A 21,720-nucleotide genomic window follows, 5' to 3' on the forward strand; every position below is an offset into this window, starting at 1 on the left:
ACGGAATGCGTATTTCGCGCCAAGGTCACCGAGCGGACCGTGGGAGGTCGCACTGCGGGCCCGGCCTTTGCGGCCGGGCCCGCAGCGTCGCGCCGGCCGTCAGGCCTTCGCGGGCTTCTCCGAGTCCATGCCGGGGCGGGCGTTCTTCCACTCGCCGCGGGTGAAGTCCGGGATCTGCTGCGGCGCGCCCTTCGCCTTGATGGAGAGGTGGCTGAGCGGTACGGGAGACGTCCAGGTCGCCGCGTCGTACACATCGAAGTCGGGAACGAGCCCCAGACGCATGCACTGCATCAGCCGGAACACCAGCATGTAGTCCATTCCGCCGTGCCCGCCGGGCGGGTTGGCGTGTTCCTTCCACAGCCAGTGGTCCCAGTCGGCGTACGTGCCGAAGTCGCCCCAGCTGTCGTTGGTGTGGTCGGGCTCGATATAGATGCGGGCCGGATAGTCCTCGAAGAGTCCCTTCGTGCCGCCGAGGCTGTTGATCCGCGAGTACGGATGCGGTGTGGACACGTCGTGCTCCAGCCGGATGACCCGTCCCTTGGCGGTCTGGACGAGACTGATCGTGCGGTCGCTCTCGATATAGGTCTCCTTCCAGCTCGGGTCACCTGCCGGCATGTGCTTCTTCCGGTACTCGGCGAGCCCCAGGGACGGCGAACCGACGCTGATGATGCTCACCGCACGGTCCCCGCGGTTGAGGTCCATGTAGTTGGCGACCGGACCGAACCCGTGGTTGGGGTAGAGGTCGCCGCGCAGCCGGGTGTGCCACAGCCGGCGCCAGGGACCCTCGTAGTAGTCCGGGTCGAACATCAGGCCGCGCAGATCGTGGTTGTACGCGCCCGCGCCGTGCAGCAGGTCGCCGAAGAGACCGGCGTGCGCCATGCGGAGCACCCGCATCTCGTTCCGCCCGTAACAGCAGTTCTCCAACTGCATGCAGTGCCGTCTGGTGCGCTCGGAGAGATCGACCAGCTCCCAGAGCTGATCGAGCTGGAGAGCGATCGGACACTCCACCCCGACATGCTTGCCGTGGAGCATGGCGGTCTTCGCCATCTCGAAGTGGAAGTCCCAGGGAGTCGCCACATAGACGAAGTCGATGTCCCCGCGCTTGCAGAGATTCTCGTAGTCGTCCTCGCCGTTGGTGTAGACGGCGGGCGCCGGCTGACCGGCGGCGGTCACCTTCGCGGCGGCCCGCTGCGCCTTCTCCTTGACCGGGTCGCACACGGCGACGACCTGCACTCCGGGGATGGCGAGATAGAGATCGATCATGCTGCCGCCGCGGTTGCCGAGGCCGACGAGGCCGACCCGGACGGTGGAACGCCCTTCGAACGGCACTCCCACCATGGTGGCGCCTTGGCGCTGCGGCGTGGCCGTCTGCGCCTGTGCACCGGCGGCGGAATCGGTGCCGAGGGGGGTGGCGGCGGATGCGGTGCCGCTGCCGAGACCGCCCAGTCCGAGCCCGGCACCGGCCACGCCGGCGGCGGTCGTCCACAGGACCGAACGACGGCTCATCGAGCCGTCGTCACCGTCCTCCGTACCGTGGTTCTGCTGTGCTGCGTCGTTCATCGATCCTCCAGGAGGGGGGTCTGACGTGCGCGGCTGTCGCTCTGAACCTTGGTCATGACCCTGATAGTTGAGACTGCTGATACGCAAGGGGAGGGTTTGGACTCTCGAAACCGAAACCATGGACTTTTGTACGCGGCTCACCGGGTATCGCGACCACCGGGCCCGGCGGATGTGGCCGGACCCGGTGGTCGGTTGCGTACGCGGTCGTGCGAGAGACGTGTCAGGGGCGCGTCGCCCGCTCCAGTTCCATCAGGACCGAGTGGTACGCGCGCCCCGTGGCCCGGTCCATACCGATCTCGCACATCCGGTTCGCGGAGAGATAGGCGTCGTACTCACGGGCGTTGACCTCGGCCGCTTCCTTCGCCGTGGCCGACGCGGTCAGCTCCTTGTGCAGCATCCCGCGGTCGCCCGCGAACGCGCAGCACCCGGCGTCGTCCGGTACGACGACCTCCTCCGCACAGGCCTCGGCGACTGTACGCAACTGCTTCACGTCGCCGAGATGCTGCATGGAGCACGTCGGGTGCAGCACCGCCGAGCCGGTCTTCCGCAGGATCGTCAGTTCCGGCAGCAGCTCGTCGGCCGCCCAGACGAGGGAGTCGACGACCGTCAGCTCCCGGTGCAACTCCCGGTTGTCCTCGGTGAGATAGGGCACCACCTCATGGGCGATGCCCAGCGTGCACGACGAGGCGTCGACGACCAGGGGCAGCTTTCCGCCCGCTGTCCAGCCCCAGGCGGCCTCCACGATGCGGTTGGCCATCACGGCGTTGCCCTCGTCGTAGCCCTTGGAGTGCCAGATCGTCGAACAGCAGGTCCCCGCGACGTCCCCGGGGATCCATACCGGCTTTCCGGCACGGGCCGAGACCGCGACGACGGCCTGCGGCAGCGACGGGCCACGGTGGCCGTCCGGGCCGCCGAAGATACGGTTCACGCACGCCGGGTAGTAGACGGCGCTCGCCCCGACCCGCGAGGTGCGGGGCAGCTTGCGGGGCGCCGCGCCGGGGATCTCGGGCAGCCACTCGGGCACCAGATCGGGGCGTACGGCCTTGCGGGCGAGCCCAGTGACGGTTTCCAGCAGCCGGTCGCCGATCTTGTCGGCCGCGGCGACCGCGAGCCGCGCCGAGGCCTCCACCGCCTTGAAGTTCCTCGCGGTGAGTGCCGCGATCCGTTCCTCACGCGGTGAGTGCCGCTGGTGGCGGAAGTCCTTCATCATGGCGCCGGTGTCGATGCCGACCGGGCAGGCGAGTTTGCAGGTGGAGTCACCGGCGCAGGTGTCAACGGCGTCGTACCCGTACGCGTCGAGGAGCCCGGTCTCCACCGGCGAACCGTCGGGCTGGCGCATCATCTCCCGTCGCAGCACGATCCGTTGACGCGGGCTGGTGGTGAGGTCGTGACTGGGACAGGTCGGCTCGCAGAACCCGCACTCGATGCACGGGTCGGCGATCAGCTCGACCTCGGGAATGGTCTTCAGCCCGCGCAGATGGGCCTTCGGGTCACGGTCGAGGACGATCCGCGGCGCGAGCACCCCGTCGGGGTCGATGACCTGCTTCGTACGCCACATCAGCTCGGTCGCCTTCGGGCCCCACTCCAGTTCCAGGAAGGGCGCGATATTGCGACCGGTGGCATGCTCCGCCTTGAGCGAGCCGTCGAAGCGCTCCACGGTCAGCCGGCAGAAGTCGTCCATGAACGCGGCGTACCGGTCGACATCGGACGGCTTCGCCGCGTCGAACGCGAGCAGGAAGTGCAGATTGCCGTGCGCGGCATGGCCCGCGACGGCGGCGTCGAAACCGTGCTCCGCCTGGAGCTGGAGGAGGGCTTCGCAGGCGTCGGCGAGCAGCGACGGCGGGACCGCGAAGTCCTCCGTGATCAGAGTCGTACCGGACGGGCGGGAGCCGCCGACCGCGGTGACGAACGCCTTCCGGGCCTTCCAGTAACCCGAGATGACCTTGGCCTCGCGGGTGAACTCATTGGTCACCGAGGCGACCGGCGCGACAAGGTCCAGCCCCTCGACGACCGCGGCCGCAGCCCGCTCGTACGCTTCCTGCCCCGGCTCGTCCGGAGCCCGGAACTCCACCAGCAGCGCCGCGGTCTCCTTCGGCAGCTCGGCCCAGTCCGCAGGCACGCCCTGGACGCTCACCGACGCCCGCAGCGTGTTGCCGTCCATCAGCTCGACGGCGATCGCGCCCGCCTCGTTGAAGCGGGGCACGGCAGCGGCGGCGGCGGTCAGCGAGGGGAAGAAGAGCAGGGCGCTGGAGACCTTCCGGTCCAGCGGCAGCGTGTCGAAGACGACCTCGGAGATGAAACCGAAGGTGCCCTCCGAGCCGACCATCAGTCCGCGCAGGATCTGTACGGGGGTCGAGCCGTCCAGGAACGCGTCGAGCCGGTAGCCGTTGGTGTTCTTGATCTCGTACTTGGCGCGGATCCGGGCAGTCAGTTCCGCATCCGCCTCGATCTCCGACTTCAGGGCCAGCAGCCCCTCGCACAGCTGTGGTTCGGCGTGGGCGAGCAGTTCGTCCGCCGCCGGATCGGCCGTGTCGACGACGGTGCCGCTCGGCAGCACGAAGGTGAGCGAGGCGACGGTGCGGTACGAATTGCGGGTGGTGCCCGCGGTCATTCCGGAGGCGTTGTTGGCGACGACCCCGCCGATCGTGCACGCGATGGCGCTGGCCGGGTCGGGGCCCAGCAGCCTGCCGTACCGGGCGAGGGTGGCATTGGCGCGCATGACTGTGGTCCCGGGGCGGATCCGGGCCCGCGCACCGTCGTCCAGCACCTCGATGCCCGCCCAATGGTGGCGGACGTCGACGAGAATGTCCTCGCCCTGCGCCTGGCCGTTCAGACTGGTGCCCGCGGCCCGGAAGACGACTTCGCGGCCCTTGCCGTGCGCGTACGACAGGATCGCCGAGATGTCGTCGATGTCCTGCGGGACGACGACGACCTGCGGGACGAACCGGTAGGGGCTGGCGTCGGAGGCGTATTTCACCAGGTCGGAGACGGTCCACAACACCTTCTCCGGCCCGAGCAGCGCGGTCAGTTCGCCACGCAGCGGCTCGGGCGTGCCCGTGGCCCGCACGTCCGGGACCCGGTCGGGGGACGGGGTGCGTGCCGCACCCGGGCGGAGGACTTCCGGCTTCGGCTCAAGCAGCGGCATGGCGATGGTCCCCTCGGTGGATCGGTGCGGTACTCCCACCTTTCTCACAGCGATGATTCACACCGCTCATGATCGGTGCAAGGCCTCGAGAACGGCAGGCGAACCGGCCCGGCACGGGGCTGCGCCGACTCGCCCGGGCACCCGGCACAATCCGAAGGCGGAGCCTCAGCAGCGACGCTCCGGCATTCCCGCGACCAGAGCGGACAGCAGCCCGCCCAGCACCTCGCGCTGATCGGCGGTCAGTGGAGCCAGGATCTCCTCCGCGGCCGCCCTGCGCGCGTCGCGCAGCGAGCGCAGCGTGGCGCGGCCCTCGTCGGTGATCTCGATCCGGACCACCCGGCGGCTGTCCCGGTCCGGGGCGCGGCGCACCCGGCCGCTCGCCTCCAACGCGTCGACCAGACTGGTCACGGCGCGCGGCACGACATCCAGGCGCTGCGCGAGATCCGCCATCCGGGGCGGCCCGTCGTAGTGGGCGACCGTGCGCAGCAGCCGGAACTGGGCCGGCGTGATGCCGATCGGCTCCAGCTGGCGGCTCTGGATGCGCTGGAGCCGGCGGGTGAGCCGCAGCAGCTGCTCGGCCAGCAGGCCGTCGGAGTCGGGGGAGTCCATGGAGGAACAATATCAGGACGACGTTCATTGTGAGGGTAGGTAACAATGAGCTATGCTCGCAAAGGTTGGACTGCCGCCTGCGGCCGTCTCCCTCCGTCACGCCTGCCGAAGGAGCCCATGAAACCCGACGAACCCACGTGGACACCCCCGCCCAGGGACGGTACGCGGCCGCCCGCCGAGCTGCGCCGCATCCTCCGCCTCTTCCATCCGTACCGCGGCCGGCTCGCGCTGGTCGGACTGCTCGTCGGCGCGTCGTCGCTGGTGTCGGTCGCCTCGCCGTTCCTGCTCCGCGAGATCCTCGACACGGCCATTCCCCAGGGGCGGACGGGACTGCTCTCGCTGCTCGCCCTCGGCATGATTCTCACCGCCGTGACGAACAGCGTCTTCGGCGTCCTGCAGACCCTGATCTCCACCACCGTCGGCCAGCGCGTCATGCATGACCTGCGCACGTCGGTCTACGCCCAGCTGCAGAGGATGCCGCTCGCCTTCTTCACGAAGACCCGCACCGGCGAGGTGCAGTCCCGTATCGCCAATGACATCGGCGGCATGCAGGCCACCGTCACCTCCACCGCCACCTCGCTGGTCTCCAACCTCACGGCGGTCATCGCCACCGTCGTCGCCATGCTGGCGCTCGACTGGCGGCTCACTCTCGTCTCGCTCCTCCTGCTGCCGGTCTTCGTCTGGATCAGCCGCCGGGTCGGCCGCGAGCGCAAGAAGATCACCACCCAGCGCCAGAAGCAGATGGCCGCCATGGCGGCCACGGTCACCGAGTCCCTCTCCGTGAGCGGCATCCTGCTCGGCCGGACGATGGGCCGGGCGGACTCCCTCACCCAGGGCTTCGCCGACGAGTCCGAGCGCCTGGTCGACCTCGAAGTGCGCTCCAGCATGGCCGGGCGGTGGCGGATGTCGACGATCGGCATCGTCATGGCCGCCATGCCCGCCGTCATCTACTGGGCCGCGGGACTCGCCCTGCAGTCCGGCGGACCCGCTGTCTCCATCGGCACGCTCGTCGCCTTCGTCTCGCTCCAGCAGGGCCTCTTCCGGCCCGCCGTGAGCCTGCTCTCCACCGGGGTGCAGATGCAGACGTCCCTCGCACTCTTCCAGCGGATCTTCGAGTACCTCGACCTCCGGGTGGACATCACCGAGCCCGAGGAACCCGTCCAACTGGAGAAGATCCGCGGCGAGATCCGCTTCGAGGACGTGGACTTCAGTTACGACGAGAAGAGCGGCCCGACGCTCAGCGGTGTCGATGTCACCGTGCCGGCCGGCGGCAGCCTCGCCGTTGTCGGACCCACCGGTTCCGGCAAGTCCACGCTCAGCTACCTGGTGCCACGGCTGTACGACGTCACCGGCGGCCGGGTCACGCTCGACGGCGTCGACGTACGCGAACTGGACTTCGGCACGCTCGCCCGGGCCGTCGGTGTGGTCTCCCAGGAGACCTACCTCTTCCACGCCTCCGTCGCCGAGAACCTGCGCTTCGCCAAGCCGGACGCGACGGACGCCGAGATCGAGGCGGCCGCCCGCGCGGCGCAGATCCACGACCACATCGCCTCGCTGCCCGACGGCTACGACACCCTGGTCGGCGAGCGCGGCTACCGCTTCTCCGGCGGCGAGAAACAGCGGCTGGCCATCGCCCGTACCATCCTGCGCGACCCGCCCGTCCTGATCCTCGACGAGGCGACCAGCTCCCTCGACACCCGTACCGAATTCGCCGTACAGGAGGCGATCGACGCACTGTCCGCAGGGCGCACCACGATCACCATCGCTCATCGCCTCTCCACCGTTCGCGACGCGGACCAGATCGTCGTCCTCGACGGCGGCCGGACCGCCGAGCGCGGCAGCCACGAGGAGCTGCTCCAGCAGGACGGCCGCTATGCCGCGCTTGTCCGCCGGGACACCCAACTCGACCCCGTGACAAGCTGAGGAGGCTTCACCGTGCCGCGCTGGGTGCAGCATGGTGGTGAGGGTCCAGGCGGGAGCCGAGGCTGAGAGCGCACACGCGACGGCGCCGCCGCTCCCGTGGGACGGGGAGCGACGGCGCCGGGGCGGAGCAGAGGTCAGACGAGCCAACCCACGAAGTGGACGAGTCCGGCGAGCAGGTTGGTCAGGACGTTCATCAGGTGTTTCTCCTCGTACATGGTGCATCTCTGGGACAGCGCAATCGCGGTCTGCAGCCCGTTGCTTGCGCCCTGTAATCATCAGGTGTCACAGGTGAGTTGAGCAACGATCGGCCATACGATCACGCGTTCCAGCGAACATCCGATCCCCTGTTCGTGTGTTCTGTCCTCGCGGTGTGGAGCCGTGTCGTCCCGTCCTGGTGCCTGATGGCACGCACCGCCGCCCGTCCTGCCCGATTGGCACCGATGGTGCTCGCCGACGGCCCGTACCCGACCAGATGGATCCGCGGGTCCCGAACAGCCTGCGTGCCTTTGACCTGGATACCGCCGCCGGGCTCGCGCAGCCGCAACGGTGCGAGATGGTCGATGGCGGCGCGGAACCCGGTCGCCCAGAGGATCACATCGGCGTCCACCGTCCGCCCGTCGTCCCACGCCACCCCGGTCGGAGTGATCCGGTCGAACATCGGCAGGTGGTCGAGCACTCCCTCCTCCCGGGCCCGCCGTACGGCGTCGGTGACCGGCAGCCCGGTCACACTCACCACGCTCTGCGGCGGCAGCCCCCGCCGTACGCGCTCCTCCACCATGGCGACGGCGGCCCGCCCCTGGTCCTCGCCGAACGGCCCCTCCCGGAAGACCGGAGGCCGACGTGTCACCCAGAAGGTGTCCGCCGCCACCTCGGCGATCTCCATCAGGTGCTGAGTGCCGGAGGCGCCGCCACCGACCACGACCACCCGCCGCCCGGCGAACTCCTGGGGCCCTGGATAGTTCGCGGTGTGCAGCTGACGCCCCCGGAAGGTCTCCTGGCCCGGGTAGCGCGGCCAGAACGGCCGGTCCCAGGTGCCGGTGGCATTGATCAGGGCGCGCGTGGCATACGCGCCCTCGGAGGTCTCGACGAGCAACCTCCCGCCGTCGCCCTCCCGCACCGCACTCACTTCCACGGGCCGGTGGACCCGCAGGTCGAAGGTGCGCTCGTACGCGTCGAAGTACTCGCCGATCACTTCGGACGACGGGCGGCTGTCGTCGGCGCCGGAAAGTTCCATGCCGGGCAGCGCATGCATGCCGTGGACCTTGCCGTACGTCAGTGAGGGCCACCGGAACTGCCAGGCGCCGCCCGGACGGGGTGCGTGGTCGAGCACGACGAAGTCGCGGTCGGGCTCCAGACCTGCGCGGCGCAGATGATAGGCGCCGGACAGACCAGCCTGTCCGGCGCCGATCACGACCACGTCCACTTCGCGTGCTGCCCCGACCCCAAAGTTGTTCACGCTTCTACCAACTAATTCGGGCTCGGGGATCTTCCCGGTCAGCGGCCCCCAGCGATCAGCAGTGGCGCCCCGCCCGGAGCGGACGCCGGGCGCCCGTTCGCGGCAGGGACCCCAGCAGCGGCGATGCCGGAACGGTCGACAGCAGACCGCGCGCCGCCGGCTCCGGTGTCACCGGACCGTATGGCCCTGCTCCTCAGCGAGCCCGCGGATCCAGTCGATCTTCGCCTTCACGGCGGTCGGCGGCTCGCCCCAGGTCGAACGGACCTCGTACAGCTACGGCCAGGTGGCGTGCAGCTCTGTGTGAGGCTCAGGGCTTTGCGGCGGACCGGTGTGTCGCGATCGGGCGACTGTGACCGGAGGAAAGACGGAGAGGCAGGGGGCGGTCGCTCCCCGGTCGGCCGGTCAGCACAGCGCCGAGCGCCCCTGGGGGCTCGTGGGGGTTCGTGCGAGGATCGCGCGATGAACGATCTGAACTTCCGCCTCGCCGAGGATGCCGACCTCGCCACTCTCGTTCGCGTGCGTGACGATGCTGCCCGTTGGATGCTCGTCCAGGGCATCACCGGCCAGTGGCAGCCCGGCGAGCTGGATGAGGACCACTTCCGCCGGATCATGGCGGGCGGCGGCGAGGTCTGGCTCGCCGAGGTTGACGACCGCGTCGCCGGGGCGTGGGAGTTGTGGTGGGAGGACGAGGAGGCCTGGGGACCGCAGCCGCCGGTGGCCGGCTACGTGCACCGGCTGATGGTGGACCGCAGCAGCGCCCTGCCCGGGACCGGGCGGCGGCTGCTGCAAGCCGCGGAACACCGCGTGGCCACCGCGGGGCGGGCGTTCGTACGTCTGGACTGCCTGGCCGGCAACGCGCGCCTGAACGCCTACTACCTGGACGACGGTTACCGGGTCGTTGGCCACAAGGCGGGCAAGCCACAGCCGGGCGGTAGACCCAAGTCGTTCACACTTCTCGAGAAGACCTTGCGGGCAGGCCGCGAGGACTGTTACTCAGCGTCAGTGCTACACACCACCTGACGTATCCCATACCGGACGAGGTGTTGTTCACCGGTCGCCGCGATCGTCACCGCCGATCTCGGAACGTGGGCGCGCCGTCTCGCGCCACGAGCGAGAAGATGGGGGGCATGCCCGATGCCTTCATCACCAGCGTTCTGCACATTACGACCGGTGGCGCCGAGACGGTCACCGACCTGACGGACGACTGCGTACGGTTCCTCAGCCGCGCCGCCGTCGGCCGGGACGGCCTGCTCAACATTTTCGTGCCCCACGCCACCGCCGGAATCGCCATCCTGGAAACCGGAGCGGGCAGCGACGACGACCTCCTCGCCACCCTCCACACACTGTTGCCCGCGGACAACCGCTACCAGCACCGCCACGGCAGCCCCGGCCACGGCCGCGACCACGTCCTGCCGGCCCTGATCGCACCGCACGCCACATTGCCGGTGATCGACGGACGGCTGGAACTGGGTACGTGGCAGTCGGTGTGCCTGGTCGACACGAACATGTCTAAAGACAACCGTCAGGTTCGACTGAGCTTCTTGGGCTGACCAAGATCGCTCGCGGAGGTCCTGCCCAACACCGTTGCGTTAGCGCCGTGAGCGGCTGTTGAGGCCGTGGTCGAAGAACGCGACGGTGGTGCGGACGGTGTAGTTCTGGGCCTTCTGGGGGTGCTGCCCGGCGTTCGGTCCGTACTTGCTGGTGGGGTTCTTGCGGGTGCGGGCCTTCACTCGTTGCCGTCGGTGGGCGGGCAGGAGGGCGTCCAGGGCCGCGTGGCCGATCGTGCCGACCAGGTCGACGAGGGTGTTAGGGAAGATTCCATGGCCGGCGGTGACGGTGTCGGTTGCGGCGGCCAGCATGACGGTGAAACTGATCCGTTCCATGGGTACTTCCGGCCGACCGGTCAGGGCGTCGTCGCCGGCGCGGATCAGAGCCTGGTAGACGGTGAGCAGGGCGTAGACCTCCTGATCGAGGCCATCGATGCTGCGAGAGCGCAGGACGCGGCCGTCGAGCATGGTGGCTTTGATCGAAAAGTATGTAGTTTCCGCCTGCCACCTTGCGCTGACCTCGGGCAGTCCCCTCTCAGCGGGCGTTGGATGCTGATTCAAGACGGGCATTTCGACCCGCTTTGCCGTATTCATTGTCAACGTGCACAGCCTGAAATGCCTGGAAGCTCCACGCTGGCGGGAACCTTCCGCCCTATTGCTAGACCAGACGGAATCTAATGCCGAGAAGTGGATTTAACGGGCACGCGGATCGGCGCCCGGAAGGCCGTGAAGGCGCACGTAAGTTGCGGATCGATCCGAAGATTGTTGACCACCGGAGCGACTTGGCACCACAATCCATCTCTAAATGCCCTCCCAGAGGGCGGGGTGTGGGCTTTTGTTCGGTTCGTGGTTGGGTCTACTTGACGGCGGTGTCTCCGGTACGATCCGGTTATGTCTGACGGACTTCCTTTGAGTGAGGTATTGGCGAGCCTTCGCAGGGAACTCGCTATCGCTCACGGCCAGCGTGATCCGCTCATGCCATTACAGGTAAAGGCGATCGAGGTCGAGCTCGCGGTCGAGGTGACCAAACAAGCTGCGGCCGACGCGGGTATCAGCTGGCTCGTGGTCGCCAAAGGAAGTAAAACTTCTGCGTCAACGCACTCTCATAGATTGACGCTCACTCTGGACCCCGGTTTCGTCGATTCCGACGCGAACCGGGGCGAGCTTCTGGTCACGCCCTCGGCGCTGATCCTGGATGACGACTGAAATGGCCGGGAACCTCGCCGCCCGAGTGGCCAAGATCAGATTCGACGCGGCCGACGGCCGAGTGTTCCTCGGCAGCGGGTTTCTGCTTGCCCACGGCCTCGTCCTGACTGCCCAGCACGTCGTGACGAAGGCGTCCGAGTGCACCGGCGGCCGCGTTCCCGCGCGGCGGTTCACGGTCAAGCTGGAGGGATCCGCGTCGTCGGCGGCGGTCGCGGAGATCGTTTCGCTGGAGGCCGACGGTCTCGACGCCGCGCTGCTCATTGTCCCGGACTTGGACGAGCCCAGGGGCACCGCCGCCCGCGGAGGAACCCGCCACGGCGTCCAGGCGCTGGAGAACTGCTGGATCATCGGATACCCGGTCGCGGGCATCGAATCCGGCTCCGGATCGCCCAAGCCGATCGTCGTGCGGGTGAACCTCGCCCCCGTGGTCGGCGACGACGACACGGCGATCGCGATTCAGGTCATCGACCCGAAGCCGCGGGCCGACGAGGACTGGGGCGGGATCTCGGGGGCGGGCGTGATTGGCCCGGGCGGGCATCTGCTGGGCATCGTGACCAGCGTCCCTACTCAGTGGGACGGCCGCCTGCGCGGCGTCTCGATCGCCGCGGTCCAGTCGGCGGCCCGGCAGCGCGCGGCGAATGCACTCGAACCACTACAGAGCCTTCCCCTCGTCAATCTGTCGGCGCGGCCGTCGATCTTCGGCACCGAGGGCTGGTCCGGTGACCCGCCGCGGCTGCCCGACGCAAGCCTCTTCGCCTTTGTGAACTACCGGTTCCGCCAGGTCGAGTTCGTCAACGACGGCCAAAGCGGCGCGGTGCTCGACAGCATCGTCGACTGGGCGAACGATCTGCCGCTGAGACCGGATATCAGGATCGGACGGCTGACCGGCCCGGCCGGGGTGGGCAAGTCCAGGATCGCCGCCGAGGCCTGCCGGAGGCTCACCCGGGACCTGCGGACGATGTGGCAGGCGGGATTCGCCGACTACGACCAGCTCTCCGGCACGCACAGCTTCGCCACGCCGCATTTCATCGTCTTCGACTATGCCGAGCACCAGCACGAAATGCTGGGCACGTTCATCGAGAACCTCTACAAGCAGGCGATCAATGACGGTCACCTCGGCGCCTCGATCCGGCTCCTCGTCATCACCCGCAGCGAGGAGGCCTGGCCGGGACAGCTCCGTCCCCGCAATGTCGATCTCTCCTCACTGCTCACCGGCTCCTTCGACCTGACCACCCAGGCGTTCGATGAGCAGGATGTCCGCGAACGGCATGCCGAGGCCGCTTATCGCTCCTTCAGCAAGGCCGTCGGCGGACCGGACGCGCCGCGGGATCTGCCGGCCGAAGAGGTCCGGCGGATCGCCGAGTACGATCGGCCGCTGCTGGTCCACGTCGCCGCCTTGCTGGCGGCCTCCGGCCGGGCGGTGCCCATCTCCGCCGCCGACGACTCGGCGCGTCTGCTCCTTGACACGCTCATCGACGTCGAAGTCGACCGTCTGACCAGGTCGAGCACGGCGAATACGGACGGCGCGAGCGCGCTGGCGGATCGCGGCCGGGCGAAGCAGGCGCTCTGCGTCATGACTCTCACGGCTCCGACTGTGAAGGATCTTGTGGAACTGCTCGAATCAACGCCCGCTTTCGAGGGCGAGCCGGAGTGGTCCCGCAGGAACGTTGCCGACGCGCTGCACCAGCGCTACCCGGCCGCAGCCGTCGCGGACGGAGCCCCAGGCGCCCTGCTCGCGCCGATCGAACCAGATCTGATCGCCTCTCACCTGCTCGCGACCGCGGAGGGCCGAGCTGCTCTCGTCGAGCGACTCGTCGTCTCGCGCGCGGTCGCGGCGCACCCGGCGTATCTCGCGCGCCTGCTGAACTCCCTCGCGCTCGCCGCGGACGACTACCCCGAGATCAGTGACGATCTCAGAACCCACCTGGGGCAATCCCTCGCTCAACTCGTCGACAGCGCCGACGCCTCGCAATCGCTCTCGGAACTGCTCCAGGCGCACTTGCGGCGCCTGGTGAACGTCGCCGTGGAACTCGCCGGGCGGCAGGACCTGAGGGCGGCACGGCAGCTGACCACTGCGCTTGGCCTGCCCTACCTGACCGGGGTGGATGTCATCAACGAGGCCGCGTACCACGCTCACTTCACCGTGCCGTACCCGCACGATGCGCTCGACGGGCTCGCGGCCGCGCTCGCGGCTCGGGGTGTGGTTTACGGCACTGCCTCGGGCGAACCCGAGGACGTTTATCACGTCTACCTGAACTACGGTATCCGCCTGCGCGGTCTCGGCGAGGCGACCAGGGCTCTGGACGCCGTCAGGCGCGGAATCGGCCACCTCGAGGACACGGTCGCATCCGGCCGGCGAGACCGGCTGGAATCATTGGCGGCCGCGCTGCACAGTCTGGCCGCCACTCTCGCGGACGCCGGCGAATACGACGAAGCCCTGCGCACGGCCGGACGCGCGGTGGACTACCTGACGGAGCTCGTCGCCGAAAACCGTGGGAAGCACCTCCACTTCCTGTCACTTGCGCAGGGCCAATACAGCGGTGAGTTGCGCAGGGCGGAGCGCGCGGCCGAGGCTCTCACAGTGTCTCGCCAGGCCTTCCAGAGCTACGAGGAGCTGGCTCACTGGGGCTACAAGGCGTACAAGGCTCATCTGCCGTACATGACCCAGATCACGGGAGGGCTCGCCGACGCCCTCGCCGACAACAATGAGCCGAACGAATCCCTCATGCTGCACCAGTACAGCGCTTTTCTCGCCGAGGAACTCGTGGACCAGGACAGGGCCGCCTTCCGTCGCGAACTGGCGGACCGGACCGACGGACTCGCCGTGAGCTATTACGTCCTCGGTAGAATGGACGACGCGGTCACTGCGATCTCCAGGACCGTCGCGGTCTACGAGGAGCTCGTCGAGGACGGCGAGGAGCGGTATCTCCCCCCTCTCCTGAGAGCGTACGAGACGGCGATCAGGTTTCGCTGCGCGGCGGGACAGGATCTCGAAACGGCCCTGCGGATCTGCAACCAAGGGCGTGCCATCGCCGAGAACCTGGAGAAGACCCGCCAGGAGTTCGTAGGGGATCTCGGCTTCAGGCTCCGGATGGCGGACACCGATCTCGGCCTCAAGTTCACCCGGGCGATCGATCAGACGATCGAGATCCTGAGCGACCAGGCCCGGGGGCGCCTGTATAGGGACCCTGACTGGCGGACAGCGCCGCCGATCATGTTCGACGGAACCTCCGTGGATCCGGCGACGCTCGACGGACTGGAGGAACTCAAGCAGAGCATGGAGCCGGGCGACGAGGTCCGCGTCTATACCGACAACAGCCTGCTTCTACCGCGCCTCGAAGAACTCGTGCAGTTCATCCGGTCGGAGCCGGCGATCCGGATGCTCGCGGATCCGTCGAACGAGAGACTCGGAGCCTGTCTCCGGGCCCTGCCCAGCGTCGCGGACGCCCTCCAGGCCGACGTCGTCGACGGCGCGGGCCAGGAGCAGCTTCGCGAATTCCTCGCGGACCACGAAGGCCTCTCGCGCCTGGATCCGGACGACCGGGCGCACTGGGGATCCTTCAAGCTGGCGGTGGGTGCCCTCGGCATGCTCGGCGGGTCGGCCGTGAGGCTCGGGGCGCAGTCCGAGACCTTCCGTGCCATCGTCCCCGGAATTCTCCGCTACACGTATCTGGCCGGTGACCATCTGGCCGGGCTCACCGCCGGATGGTTCATCAAGAGCGTGTGGGACGGCTTCCGGGATCCCGATGATCCGGACTTCATCGCGCTGAACGATCGGTTCGCCGGGAACGTGTACGCCTCCGGTGATCACGGGCGTGCCCTGGCCCTCTGGAAGGACGTGGTCCACCGGCGCGAACTGGTGCTCGGGCCGGATCATCAGCGCACCATTGTCGCCGCCGGCAACCTCGCCGCCGGCCTCGTCACGTTCGACGAATTCGATCAGGCGGAGGATCTATACGAGTCGGCCATCGAACGGGGCGATCGAGTCCTGGGGCCAGATCATCCCGACGTACTGCGGCTGCGGAGCAACCAGGCCGGACTGTTTTTCAGACGCGGGCGATACGACGAGGCACTGCTGCAGCAGCAGGACCTGTTGCGCAGATACAAGAACATCCTCGGCGCCGACCACCAGGAAGCACTCGGCGTCGCGGGCGACCTGGCCCTCACTTTGCGGGCGCTCAAGCGATACGCGCAAGCGGAGGTTCTGGCAGAGGACACCCTGGAGCGGGCCATGCGGATATTCGGGGTGAGTGATCCGCGAACGCGGCGATACGAGGCGAGCCTCGAACGGATCAATGAAGCACTCGAAGTCGACGAGGACGACACGGAAGACGAGGACTGAGCGGCTACATCCGGCCAGCGCGCGGAATTCCCGGTCGAGGTGGGCCTGGTCGCTGTAGCCGCAAGCCTCGCTGATCAGGCTGAGCCGGGAGTCGGTCGAGGTGAGCAGGCGCGTGGTGCGCCGGAAACGCAGGACGCGGGCCATCGAAGTGTGGAAGCCGACCGAGACGGGCACTTCCCCGTCCCTGAAATTCGGGTACTCGATTCCCACCACCATCAGCGGCGGCATACCGGACTCTGTGAACGGCTTTCCCCGGGTGAGCACCCAGACGCTTCAGTCCGGGTCCACGTATCTGTCGTCCTACGCTACAGCGACGCCCTCGGGCGTGCCCGTGAAGTCCAGAACCCGCTGCCCAACAGTTCCGAATCGGTCAGCACCCGGCAGGTCGCCGTGACGCGCTACGACAGCGCGGGCAACAACGTCGGCGCCTCAACAGTCTTCCGCAGCGAGGGAACCGCCGGATCCGGACTCGTTTCACCCAAGATCGAGGCCCTGCCGTCCTATACGGACCTCATGGTCGACTGGGCCGGACGAACGGTGATGTCCCGGCTCCGCGTGGGAGACGGGAGCACCTCCCAGCTCCAGGCCAACAATCGGGTGGTCGCCACCTACCACGGCGACTTCACCACGGTCACCCAGGCCAACAGAGGCGACACCGACACCTACACCGATGTCTACGGGCAGGTCTCGAAGGTCGTCGAGCACGATGGCACCTCGCTTTTCACCACGCAGTACAAGTACGGCGGCAAAGGCGAACTGACACAGATCACCGACACCCGCGGCAACAACACCATCTACACCTACGACTGGGCCAAGCAGCGCCTCACCGTGAACGACCCGGACTCCGGCGAGTCCAGCACCAAGTACGACGCCAACGGACAGATCGAGACCGCCACCAGCAATGCCCGCCAGACTGTTGTTGCGTACTCCTACGACAACCTCGGGCGCACGACCTCAGTGTCGAGCGGCAGCAGTGAACTGGCCGCCTGGACCTGGGACGACCCGACCGTCGCCAACGGACTCGGCCAGGTCGCCACAACGACCAGCCGCGACGCCGCCGGCAACGCGTACACGTCGAAGATCAACGGCTTCGACACCCGCGGCCGGCCACTGAGCAGCACCACAACCATCCCGGCCAACGTCAACGGCCTCGCCGGCAGCTACACCACCACGCAGACCTACGACGCAGCCGACCACATCATCACCGCCACCTATCCCAAGGCCGGCGGCCTGGACGCCGAGACCGTCACCACCTCGTACAACGCCTACGGACAGCCCGACCGGCTCACCGGCACACTCGGCAACGCCGTCTACGTGAACAACACCTTCTACGACGCCTACGGCCGTCTCGTAGGACGCGACTACGGCGCCAAATTCGCCGGACTCGGCGTCAACGCAGCACGCTCCTACACCTACCAGGACTCCAACGGCACCGGTCGCCTGGACTCCATTTCCACGACGGTCAACGTCAACGGATTCATCAAGGAATCCCAGAAGGACACCTACAGCTACGACTGGGACGGCAAGCTCACCGAGCTGCGGGAGCAGGCCAGCGGCCAGACAGCCCAGTCCCAGTGCTTCAGGTACGACGACCTGGCCCGCCTGACCGATGCCTACACCAGAGCAGCCGCGAGCGACTGTTCCAACTGGGCCATCCCCGCTATCGGTGCAGTCTCCGACTTCACCGGCGAAGCCCCGTATCAGACCCACTACAACTACGACCGTCTCGGCAACCTGCAAAGCGTCACCGACACCGACGCCGCCGCCAAGAAGACAATCCGGGACTACCTCTACCCCGGCTACGACGACAGCGGCACCTGGACCACGGCCAACCCCGACCAACCACCGCACGGCGTCCGCCAGATCGACAACAAGTCCGGCACCACCATCACCTCGAAGGACACCTTCACCTACACCCCCGACGGCCAGCTCGAGCACCGCATCGAACCGGGCGCTACCACCGCCGACAAAAAGACCACCGACTACACCTGGACCGACCTCGGCCAGCTCAACACCGTCACCACCACCAAATCCTCGGGCACCGAACTCACCCGCTACACCTACGACGCCGACGGCAACCTCCTGATCCGCACCAGCCCCCAGGAAACAGTCGCCTACCTCGGCGGCACCGAACTACGCACCACCGACGGCAACACAGCCACGGCAACCCGCTACTACGCCTGCGGCTCAGCCGCCGTCGCCATGCGCACCACCGCCCCCGACGGCGGCAAAGTCACCTACCTGATGGCCGACACCCAGGCATCGACCCAGCTCGCCGTCGACGCCAAGACCGGCACCACCACCCGCCGCCGCTACACCCCCTTCGGCGACAACCGCAGCGGCAACCTCCCCGCCGGAACCGACCACGGCTTCCTCGGCAAAACCGAAGACACCACCACCGGCCTCTCCCTCCTTGGCGCCCGCGCCTACGACCCCAAACTCGGCCGCTTCCTCAGCCCCGACCCCCTCAGCACCCCCTACGACCCGCAAAACCTCTCCGCCTACAGCTACAGCGGCAACGACCCCATCAACTACAGCGACCCCACTGGCCTGCAGCGCGCCGCCGACGACTACCAAAAACCCCAGGACCCGGACTCTTATGACCCATCGCGGGGAGACGACGGAGCGGGCGGAACCGCTGAAGCAACCCCGGACGGAAATATCGTCTTCAATAAGGGCGGGAAAACCACCGTCTATTCGGCCGGAAGTCAGAAGGTTGTAGTTCCCCAAAACTGGGGCAAGCGCGACGCCTTTATCAAGGCGTTCTACGATCGCATCAATAACTACTGCAAAATGGTCAGCTACTGCCTCTTTCTGAAACCGGAAGGGCCCAGCGCATACGATCACTTTTACCACATAATGATGGCCTGTGCGCAAATCGGAGGATGCCCCAAGAGCGTCTTCAGTATTAGCGAAATGGCCTCAGCTGGAGTGGCTGCAGGGTTGGCTGCAGGTGGAAAAGACGGGTCGCACGGGGTGTTGAACGGCGATCTGGGAAGAAGTGGTGGGGCGAGCAGAGTTAAGGGAACTAATTGCCCGAATAGCTTTACGCCCGACACTCAGGTCGAACTTTCAAGCGGTTCCACTAAAGCGATCGAAGATGTCAAGGTCGGCGAAAAAATCCTGGCGACTGACCCTGAGACCGGGAAGAGCGAGAGCCGCACTGTCCTGGCCACTATCACCACTAACGACGACAAAGACTTCACCGAGCTACTCATAGGGACGGCTCACGGCGACGCCTCCATCATCACTACCAGCCACCACCCCTTCTGGTCACCCTCGAAACATGCTTGGATCGACGCAGGCGATCTAAAGGCCGGCATGCGACTGCGGACCGACAAGGGTGCCACGCCAACCATCGAGGCAACCCGGCCCTTCCGTCAGAGGCTGGTAACCCGGAACCTTACTGTTGACGGCCTCCACACGTACTATGTGCTGGCGGGGGCCACGCCGGTCCTTGTTCACACTAGCAATGGATCTTGTGGTGTCGCCGGTATCTCCAACCTTCACGGGAAGAGTTTGGCCGACGCCGAGCAGGACGTGTTTGGTCAAGGCTTCTCGTTCACGTCGGAGACCAAGAGTGGATATCGCCGCTATGACCACCCCGACGGCAGTCAGATCTGGATCAGGCCGAACGGCGAAGTGCAGAGGCTCGGCCCCTCGATTGATCCTGGTCCGAACCAAAAGAACTACCGTCAGAGGTACGGCCCGGATGGGCAGGTTACGCAGGAGCATTCCACGGGAGAGATGGTGATCCGGTGAGCTCACTTCAGACGTTTCTCGAAATCGCCCCAGGTTGCCAGGGGTACTTCCTGGACCGCCTCTCGCTAGAGCGCATCGACGACGTCGACGCGCTGGAGATGGGGCTCCGCTGGGGGCCCGAGAAGCCAGATATGACGCTCGCTTTTCGTGACGTCTACTTTTGCTCGATTGAGCGGCCTCCGGGTCCTGGTGACGCGCCGCTGGATCAGGTGACGGCAACACTTCTGGAGCCGAGCGAGTCACCTTGGCCTGACGGGCTGGCTCTCGAACTGATCCGCTCATCGTCGCTCCCGGCATTGATCTGGTTCCGAGCGGAAGGGCCGGTTCAAATCAGTGTGCTAGCTGCGATCGCAAGCGTGTCGCTTGAGATCATGTAAGCGACCGCAAATCTGAAGCCCCGCCAGGCAGCGCCTGGCGGGGCTTCAGCGTGGGGTGACGGCAGTAGTTGACGGCAACGTCAGCGGACGGTGGCTCCGCACAGTGGCGGGTCGTCGCCGTTGTCGCGGGTCGACTCGTTGTTGGCAGGGCCGTCAATGGCGGTGCCGAGGGCGTCGATGGCGTCTCGCTGGAGGCGGAGTCGGACGTGGGCGTAGACGCCGGCGGTGACGCCGATGTGGGCGTGGCCGAGGAGTTCCTTGATGACGACGAGGTCGACACCTTGCTCCAGAAGCAGGGTCGCGGTCGAGTGTCGGAGGTCGTGGAAGCGGATGCGCCGGAGCCCGACTTGGTCGAGGAAGGTGCGGAAGCGGCGCGTGAGGTTTGCCGGGTCGAGAGGCCGTCCAGTCGGGGTAGTGAAAACGAGGCCGCTGTCCTGCCAGGCTGACCCTGCGGCCTTGCGCTCCTTGTCCTGCCGCTCCTTGTGCTCCTTGAGGGAGTGGAGACATTCGGTGGGGAGAGCGATACGACGTTCGGACGCCCGGGTCTTGGTGGGCAGGGCGGTCAGGCCGCCGCTCTGGGTGCGTTGGAGTGAGCGGCGGACGCTCGCCGTACCGCCGTCGACGTCGAGGTCTTCCCATTCGACTCGTCCATGTCTGGGACCTCGAGCTGGACGTGCACACGCCGCTCATCGGTCCGGACACGCGCCGCCATTGGGCCGAGCGCACACCGCGCAAGGCCGCGGTGTGGGTACACAGGCACCATCCCGGGCTCAAGGTGAAGACGGCGCTGAGGTGCGGGGAGCCGGCTGCGGTTCTCTGCGAGGTGGCGAACGAGGCCGATCTGCTGGTCCTCGGGTCCCGAGGGCTCGGCGCGATCACTGGCTTCGTCGTCGGGTCGGTGTCCCTGGCCGTCGTCGCCGGTACCCGCCACCCCGTCGTACTGGTCCGGGACCAGGAGCCGCTGGTGCCGGCCAGTGCGCCCGGGGCGGTGAACGGCGACGTCGTTCTCGGAGTCGACATCTCCCATCCGTGTGATGAGCTGCTGGAGTTCGCCTTCGCCCATGCCGACCGGCACGGGGCCGGGTTGCGCGTGGTGCACAGCTGGAACTTCCCGCTGGTTTGGGGTCCAGATGCGGCAGCGGCGGCCGTCGTGCTCAAGGGCGACCTGGAGTCTGCGAAGACGGACGCCCTGGCTGCGGTGCTCCTGCCGTGGCGGCACAAGTTCCCTGAAGTGCGGGTCACCGAGGAATGCCGCCTGGGCCGTCCCGCCTCCGACCTGCTGGCCGCAGCGCGCGGTGCCCGTCTCGTGGTGGTCGGACGCCGCAACCGCACGTCCTCGATCGGTACGCACACCGGGCCCGTGACGCATTCCGTCCTGCATCACTGTGCCGCCCCGGTCGCTGTGGTGCCGCACGACTGACCGACGCGTCCGACCGGCGCCGCAGCCCGCCTCTTGGGCAGCGGCGCCGCGTGTGCTGGTGCTCCACGGGATCAAGCGTGGGCAGGCAGGCAATGTGCTCCGGCAGATGACGCGGCGCCCACAAGTTCCTGGCAGACGGGACCGAGGGCCCCGTCTCCACGGACCCGGCAGGGCCGGACGGCAGTGCGCCGGGACTTGGGGAGTGGCGAGCATCGATATGTGCAGCTTGTGGAGCGGGTCCGAGGTCAGTTCGGCGCCTACGGCCTGCGAGCGGACTGACAACGCCAGCCGTTCGCAGCCGGCGGAGGGCCGAAGGTCCCGTCCAGTCCGGCGACCGGGCCCCGGTCACAGGTCCCGAAGGGCCTCTGAGTGG

The 21,720-nt window shown here is 67.5% G+C and carries 13 protein-coding genes and 1 pseudogene; 8 read left to right on the forward strand and 6 right to left on the reverse strand.

All coding sequences use genetic code 11. The features are described from left to right. Positions 1-99 precede the first annotated feature (99 nt). From OH809_RS36360 to OH809_RS36370, 3 genes are all read right to left on the reverse strand, one after another. Positions 100-1,560, reverse strand: coding sequence for a Gfo/Idh/MocA family protein (locus tag OH809_RS36360; RefSeq protein ID WP_406417130.1), 1,461 nt, complete (start codon positions 1,558-1,560; stop codon positions 100-102). 220 nt (positions 1,561-1,780) lie between these two features. Next, the gene (locus OH809_RS36365) at positions 1,781-4,705 is read right to left on the reverse strand and encodes an FAD-binding and (Fe-S)-binding domain-containing protein (RefSeq protein ID WP_406516074.1); all 2,925 of its coding nucleotides are present in this window, start codon (positions 4,703-4,705) and stop codon (positions 1,781-1,783) included. Positions 4,706-4,870: 165 nt separating this feature from the next. Beyond that, on the reverse strand, positions 4,871-5,314 hold the full coding sequence (locus OH809_RS36370) for a MarR family winged helix-turn-helix transcriptional regulator (protein WP_406417127.1): 444 nt from the start codon (positions 5,312-5,314) through the stop codon (positions 4,871-4,873). 117 nt (positions 5,315-5,431) lie between these two features. On the opposite strand from OH809_RS36370, the gene OH809_RS36375 reads away from it, so the two are divergent. Further along, complete coding sequence (locus OH809_RS36375) at positions 5,432-7,237, forward strand: ABC transporter ATP-binding protein (RefSeq protein ID WP_406417125.1); 1,806 nt, start codon at positions 5,432-5,434, stop codon at positions 7,235-7,237. Between the two features lie 316 nt (positions 7,238-7,553). On the opposite strand, the gene OH809_RS36380 is transcribed toward OH809_RS36375, so the two are convergent. Further along, the gene (locus tag OH809_RS36380; RefSeq protein WP_406516075.1) at positions 7,554-8,693 is read right to left on the reverse strand and encodes an NAD(P)-binding domain-containing protein; all 1,140 of its coding nucleotides are present in this window, start codon (positions 8,691-8,693) and stop codon (positions 7,554-7,556) included. A 459-nt stretch (positions 8,694-9,152) separates the two neighbouring features. Between OH809_RS36380 and OH809_RS36385 the strand changes: the two genes are divergently transcribed. Both OH809_RS36385 and OH809_RS36390 read left to right on the forward strand, forming a co-directional pair. Continuing rightward, positions 9,153-9,713 carry a GNAT family N-acetyltransferase gene (locus tag OH809_RS36385; protein ID WP_406516076.1) on the forward strand — a complete coding sequence of 187 codons (561 nt, stop codon included), beginning with the start codon at positions 9,153-9,155 and terminating at the stop codon, positions 9,711-9,713. Positions 9,714-9,820: 107 nt separating this feature from the next. Continuing rightward, positions 9,821-10,243 carry a secondary thiamine-phosphate synthase enzyme YjbQ gene (locus tag OH809_RS36390; RefSeq protein ID WP_406417120.1) on the forward strand — a complete coding sequence of 141 codons (423 nt, stop codon included), beginning with the start codon at positions 9,821-9,823 and terminating at the stop codon, positions 10,241-10,243. 39 nt (positions 10,244-10,282) lie between these two features. Here OH809_RS36390 and OH809_RS36395 read toward each other — a convergent pair whose 3' ends face one another. Further along, positions 10,283-10,708 carry a hypothetical protein gene (locus tag OH809_RS36395; RefSeq protein WP_406417118.1) on the reverse strand — a complete coding sequence of 142 codons (426 nt, stop codon included), beginning with the start codon at positions 10,706-10,708 and terminating at the stop codon, positions 10,283-10,285. 423 nt (positions 10,709-11,131) lie between these two features. On the opposite strand from OH809_RS36395, the gene OH809_RS36400 reads away from it, so the two are divergent. The 4 genes from OH809_RS36400 to OH809_RS36415 all read left to right on the forward strand — a co-directional run bounded on the left by OH809_RS36400 (position 11,132) and on the right by OH809_RS36415 (position 19,927). Continuing rightward, on the forward strand, positions 11,132-11,446 hold the full coding sequence (locus OH809_RS36400) for a trypco2 family protein (RefSeq protein WP_406417117.1): 315 nt from the start codon (positions 11,132-11,134) through the stop codon (positions 11,444-11,446). Further along, positions 11,436-15,788, forward strand: a complete 4,353-nt coding sequence (locus OH809_RS36405) for a tetratricopeptide repeat protein (RefSeq protein WP_406516077.1) — start codon at positions 11,436-11,438, stop codon at positions 15,786-15,788. The genes OH809_RS36400 and OH809_RS36405 overlap by 11 nt, the downstream gene beginning before the upstream one ends. A 390-nt stretch (positions 15,789-16,178) precedes the next feature. Continuing rightward, entirely contained in the window at positions 16,179-19,550 is a 3,372-nt protein-coding gene (locus OH809_RS36410) for a polymorphic toxin-type HINT domain-containing protein (RefSeq protein ID WP_406516078.1), read from the forward strand. Continuing rightward, complete coding sequence (locus OH809_RS36415; protein WP_406516079.1) at positions 19,547-19,927, forward strand: hypothetical protein; 381 nt, start codon at positions 19,547-19,549, stop codon at positions 19,925-19,927. The genes OH809_RS36410 and OH809_RS36415 overlap by 4 nt, the downstream gene beginning before the upstream one ends. Positions 19,928-20,007: 80 nt before the next feature. On the opposite strand, the pseudogene OH809_RS36420 reads toward OH809_RS36415, so the two are convergent. After that, positions 20,008-20,571, reverse strand: a pseudogene (locus tag OH809_RS36420) (tyrosine-type recombinase/integrase); the annotation flags it as partial. Between the two features lie 29 nt (positions 20,572-20,600). Between OH809_RS36420 and OH809_RS36425 the strand changes: the two are divergent. Beyond that, positions 20,601-21,347 carry a universal stress protein gene (locus OH809_RS36425; RefSeq protein ID WP_406516080.1) on the forward strand — a complete coding sequence of 249 codons (747 nt, stop codon included), beginning with the start codon at positions 20,601-20,603 and terminating at the stop codon, positions 21,345-21,347. Positions 21,348-21,720 lie beyond the last annotated feature (373 nt).

This window comes from Streptomyces sp. NBC_00873 (genome assembly GCF_045207415.1).
In the GTDB taxonomy this organism is placed as follows: domain Bacteria; phylum Actinomycetota; class Actinomycetes; order Streptomycetales; family Streptomycetaceae; genus Streptomyces.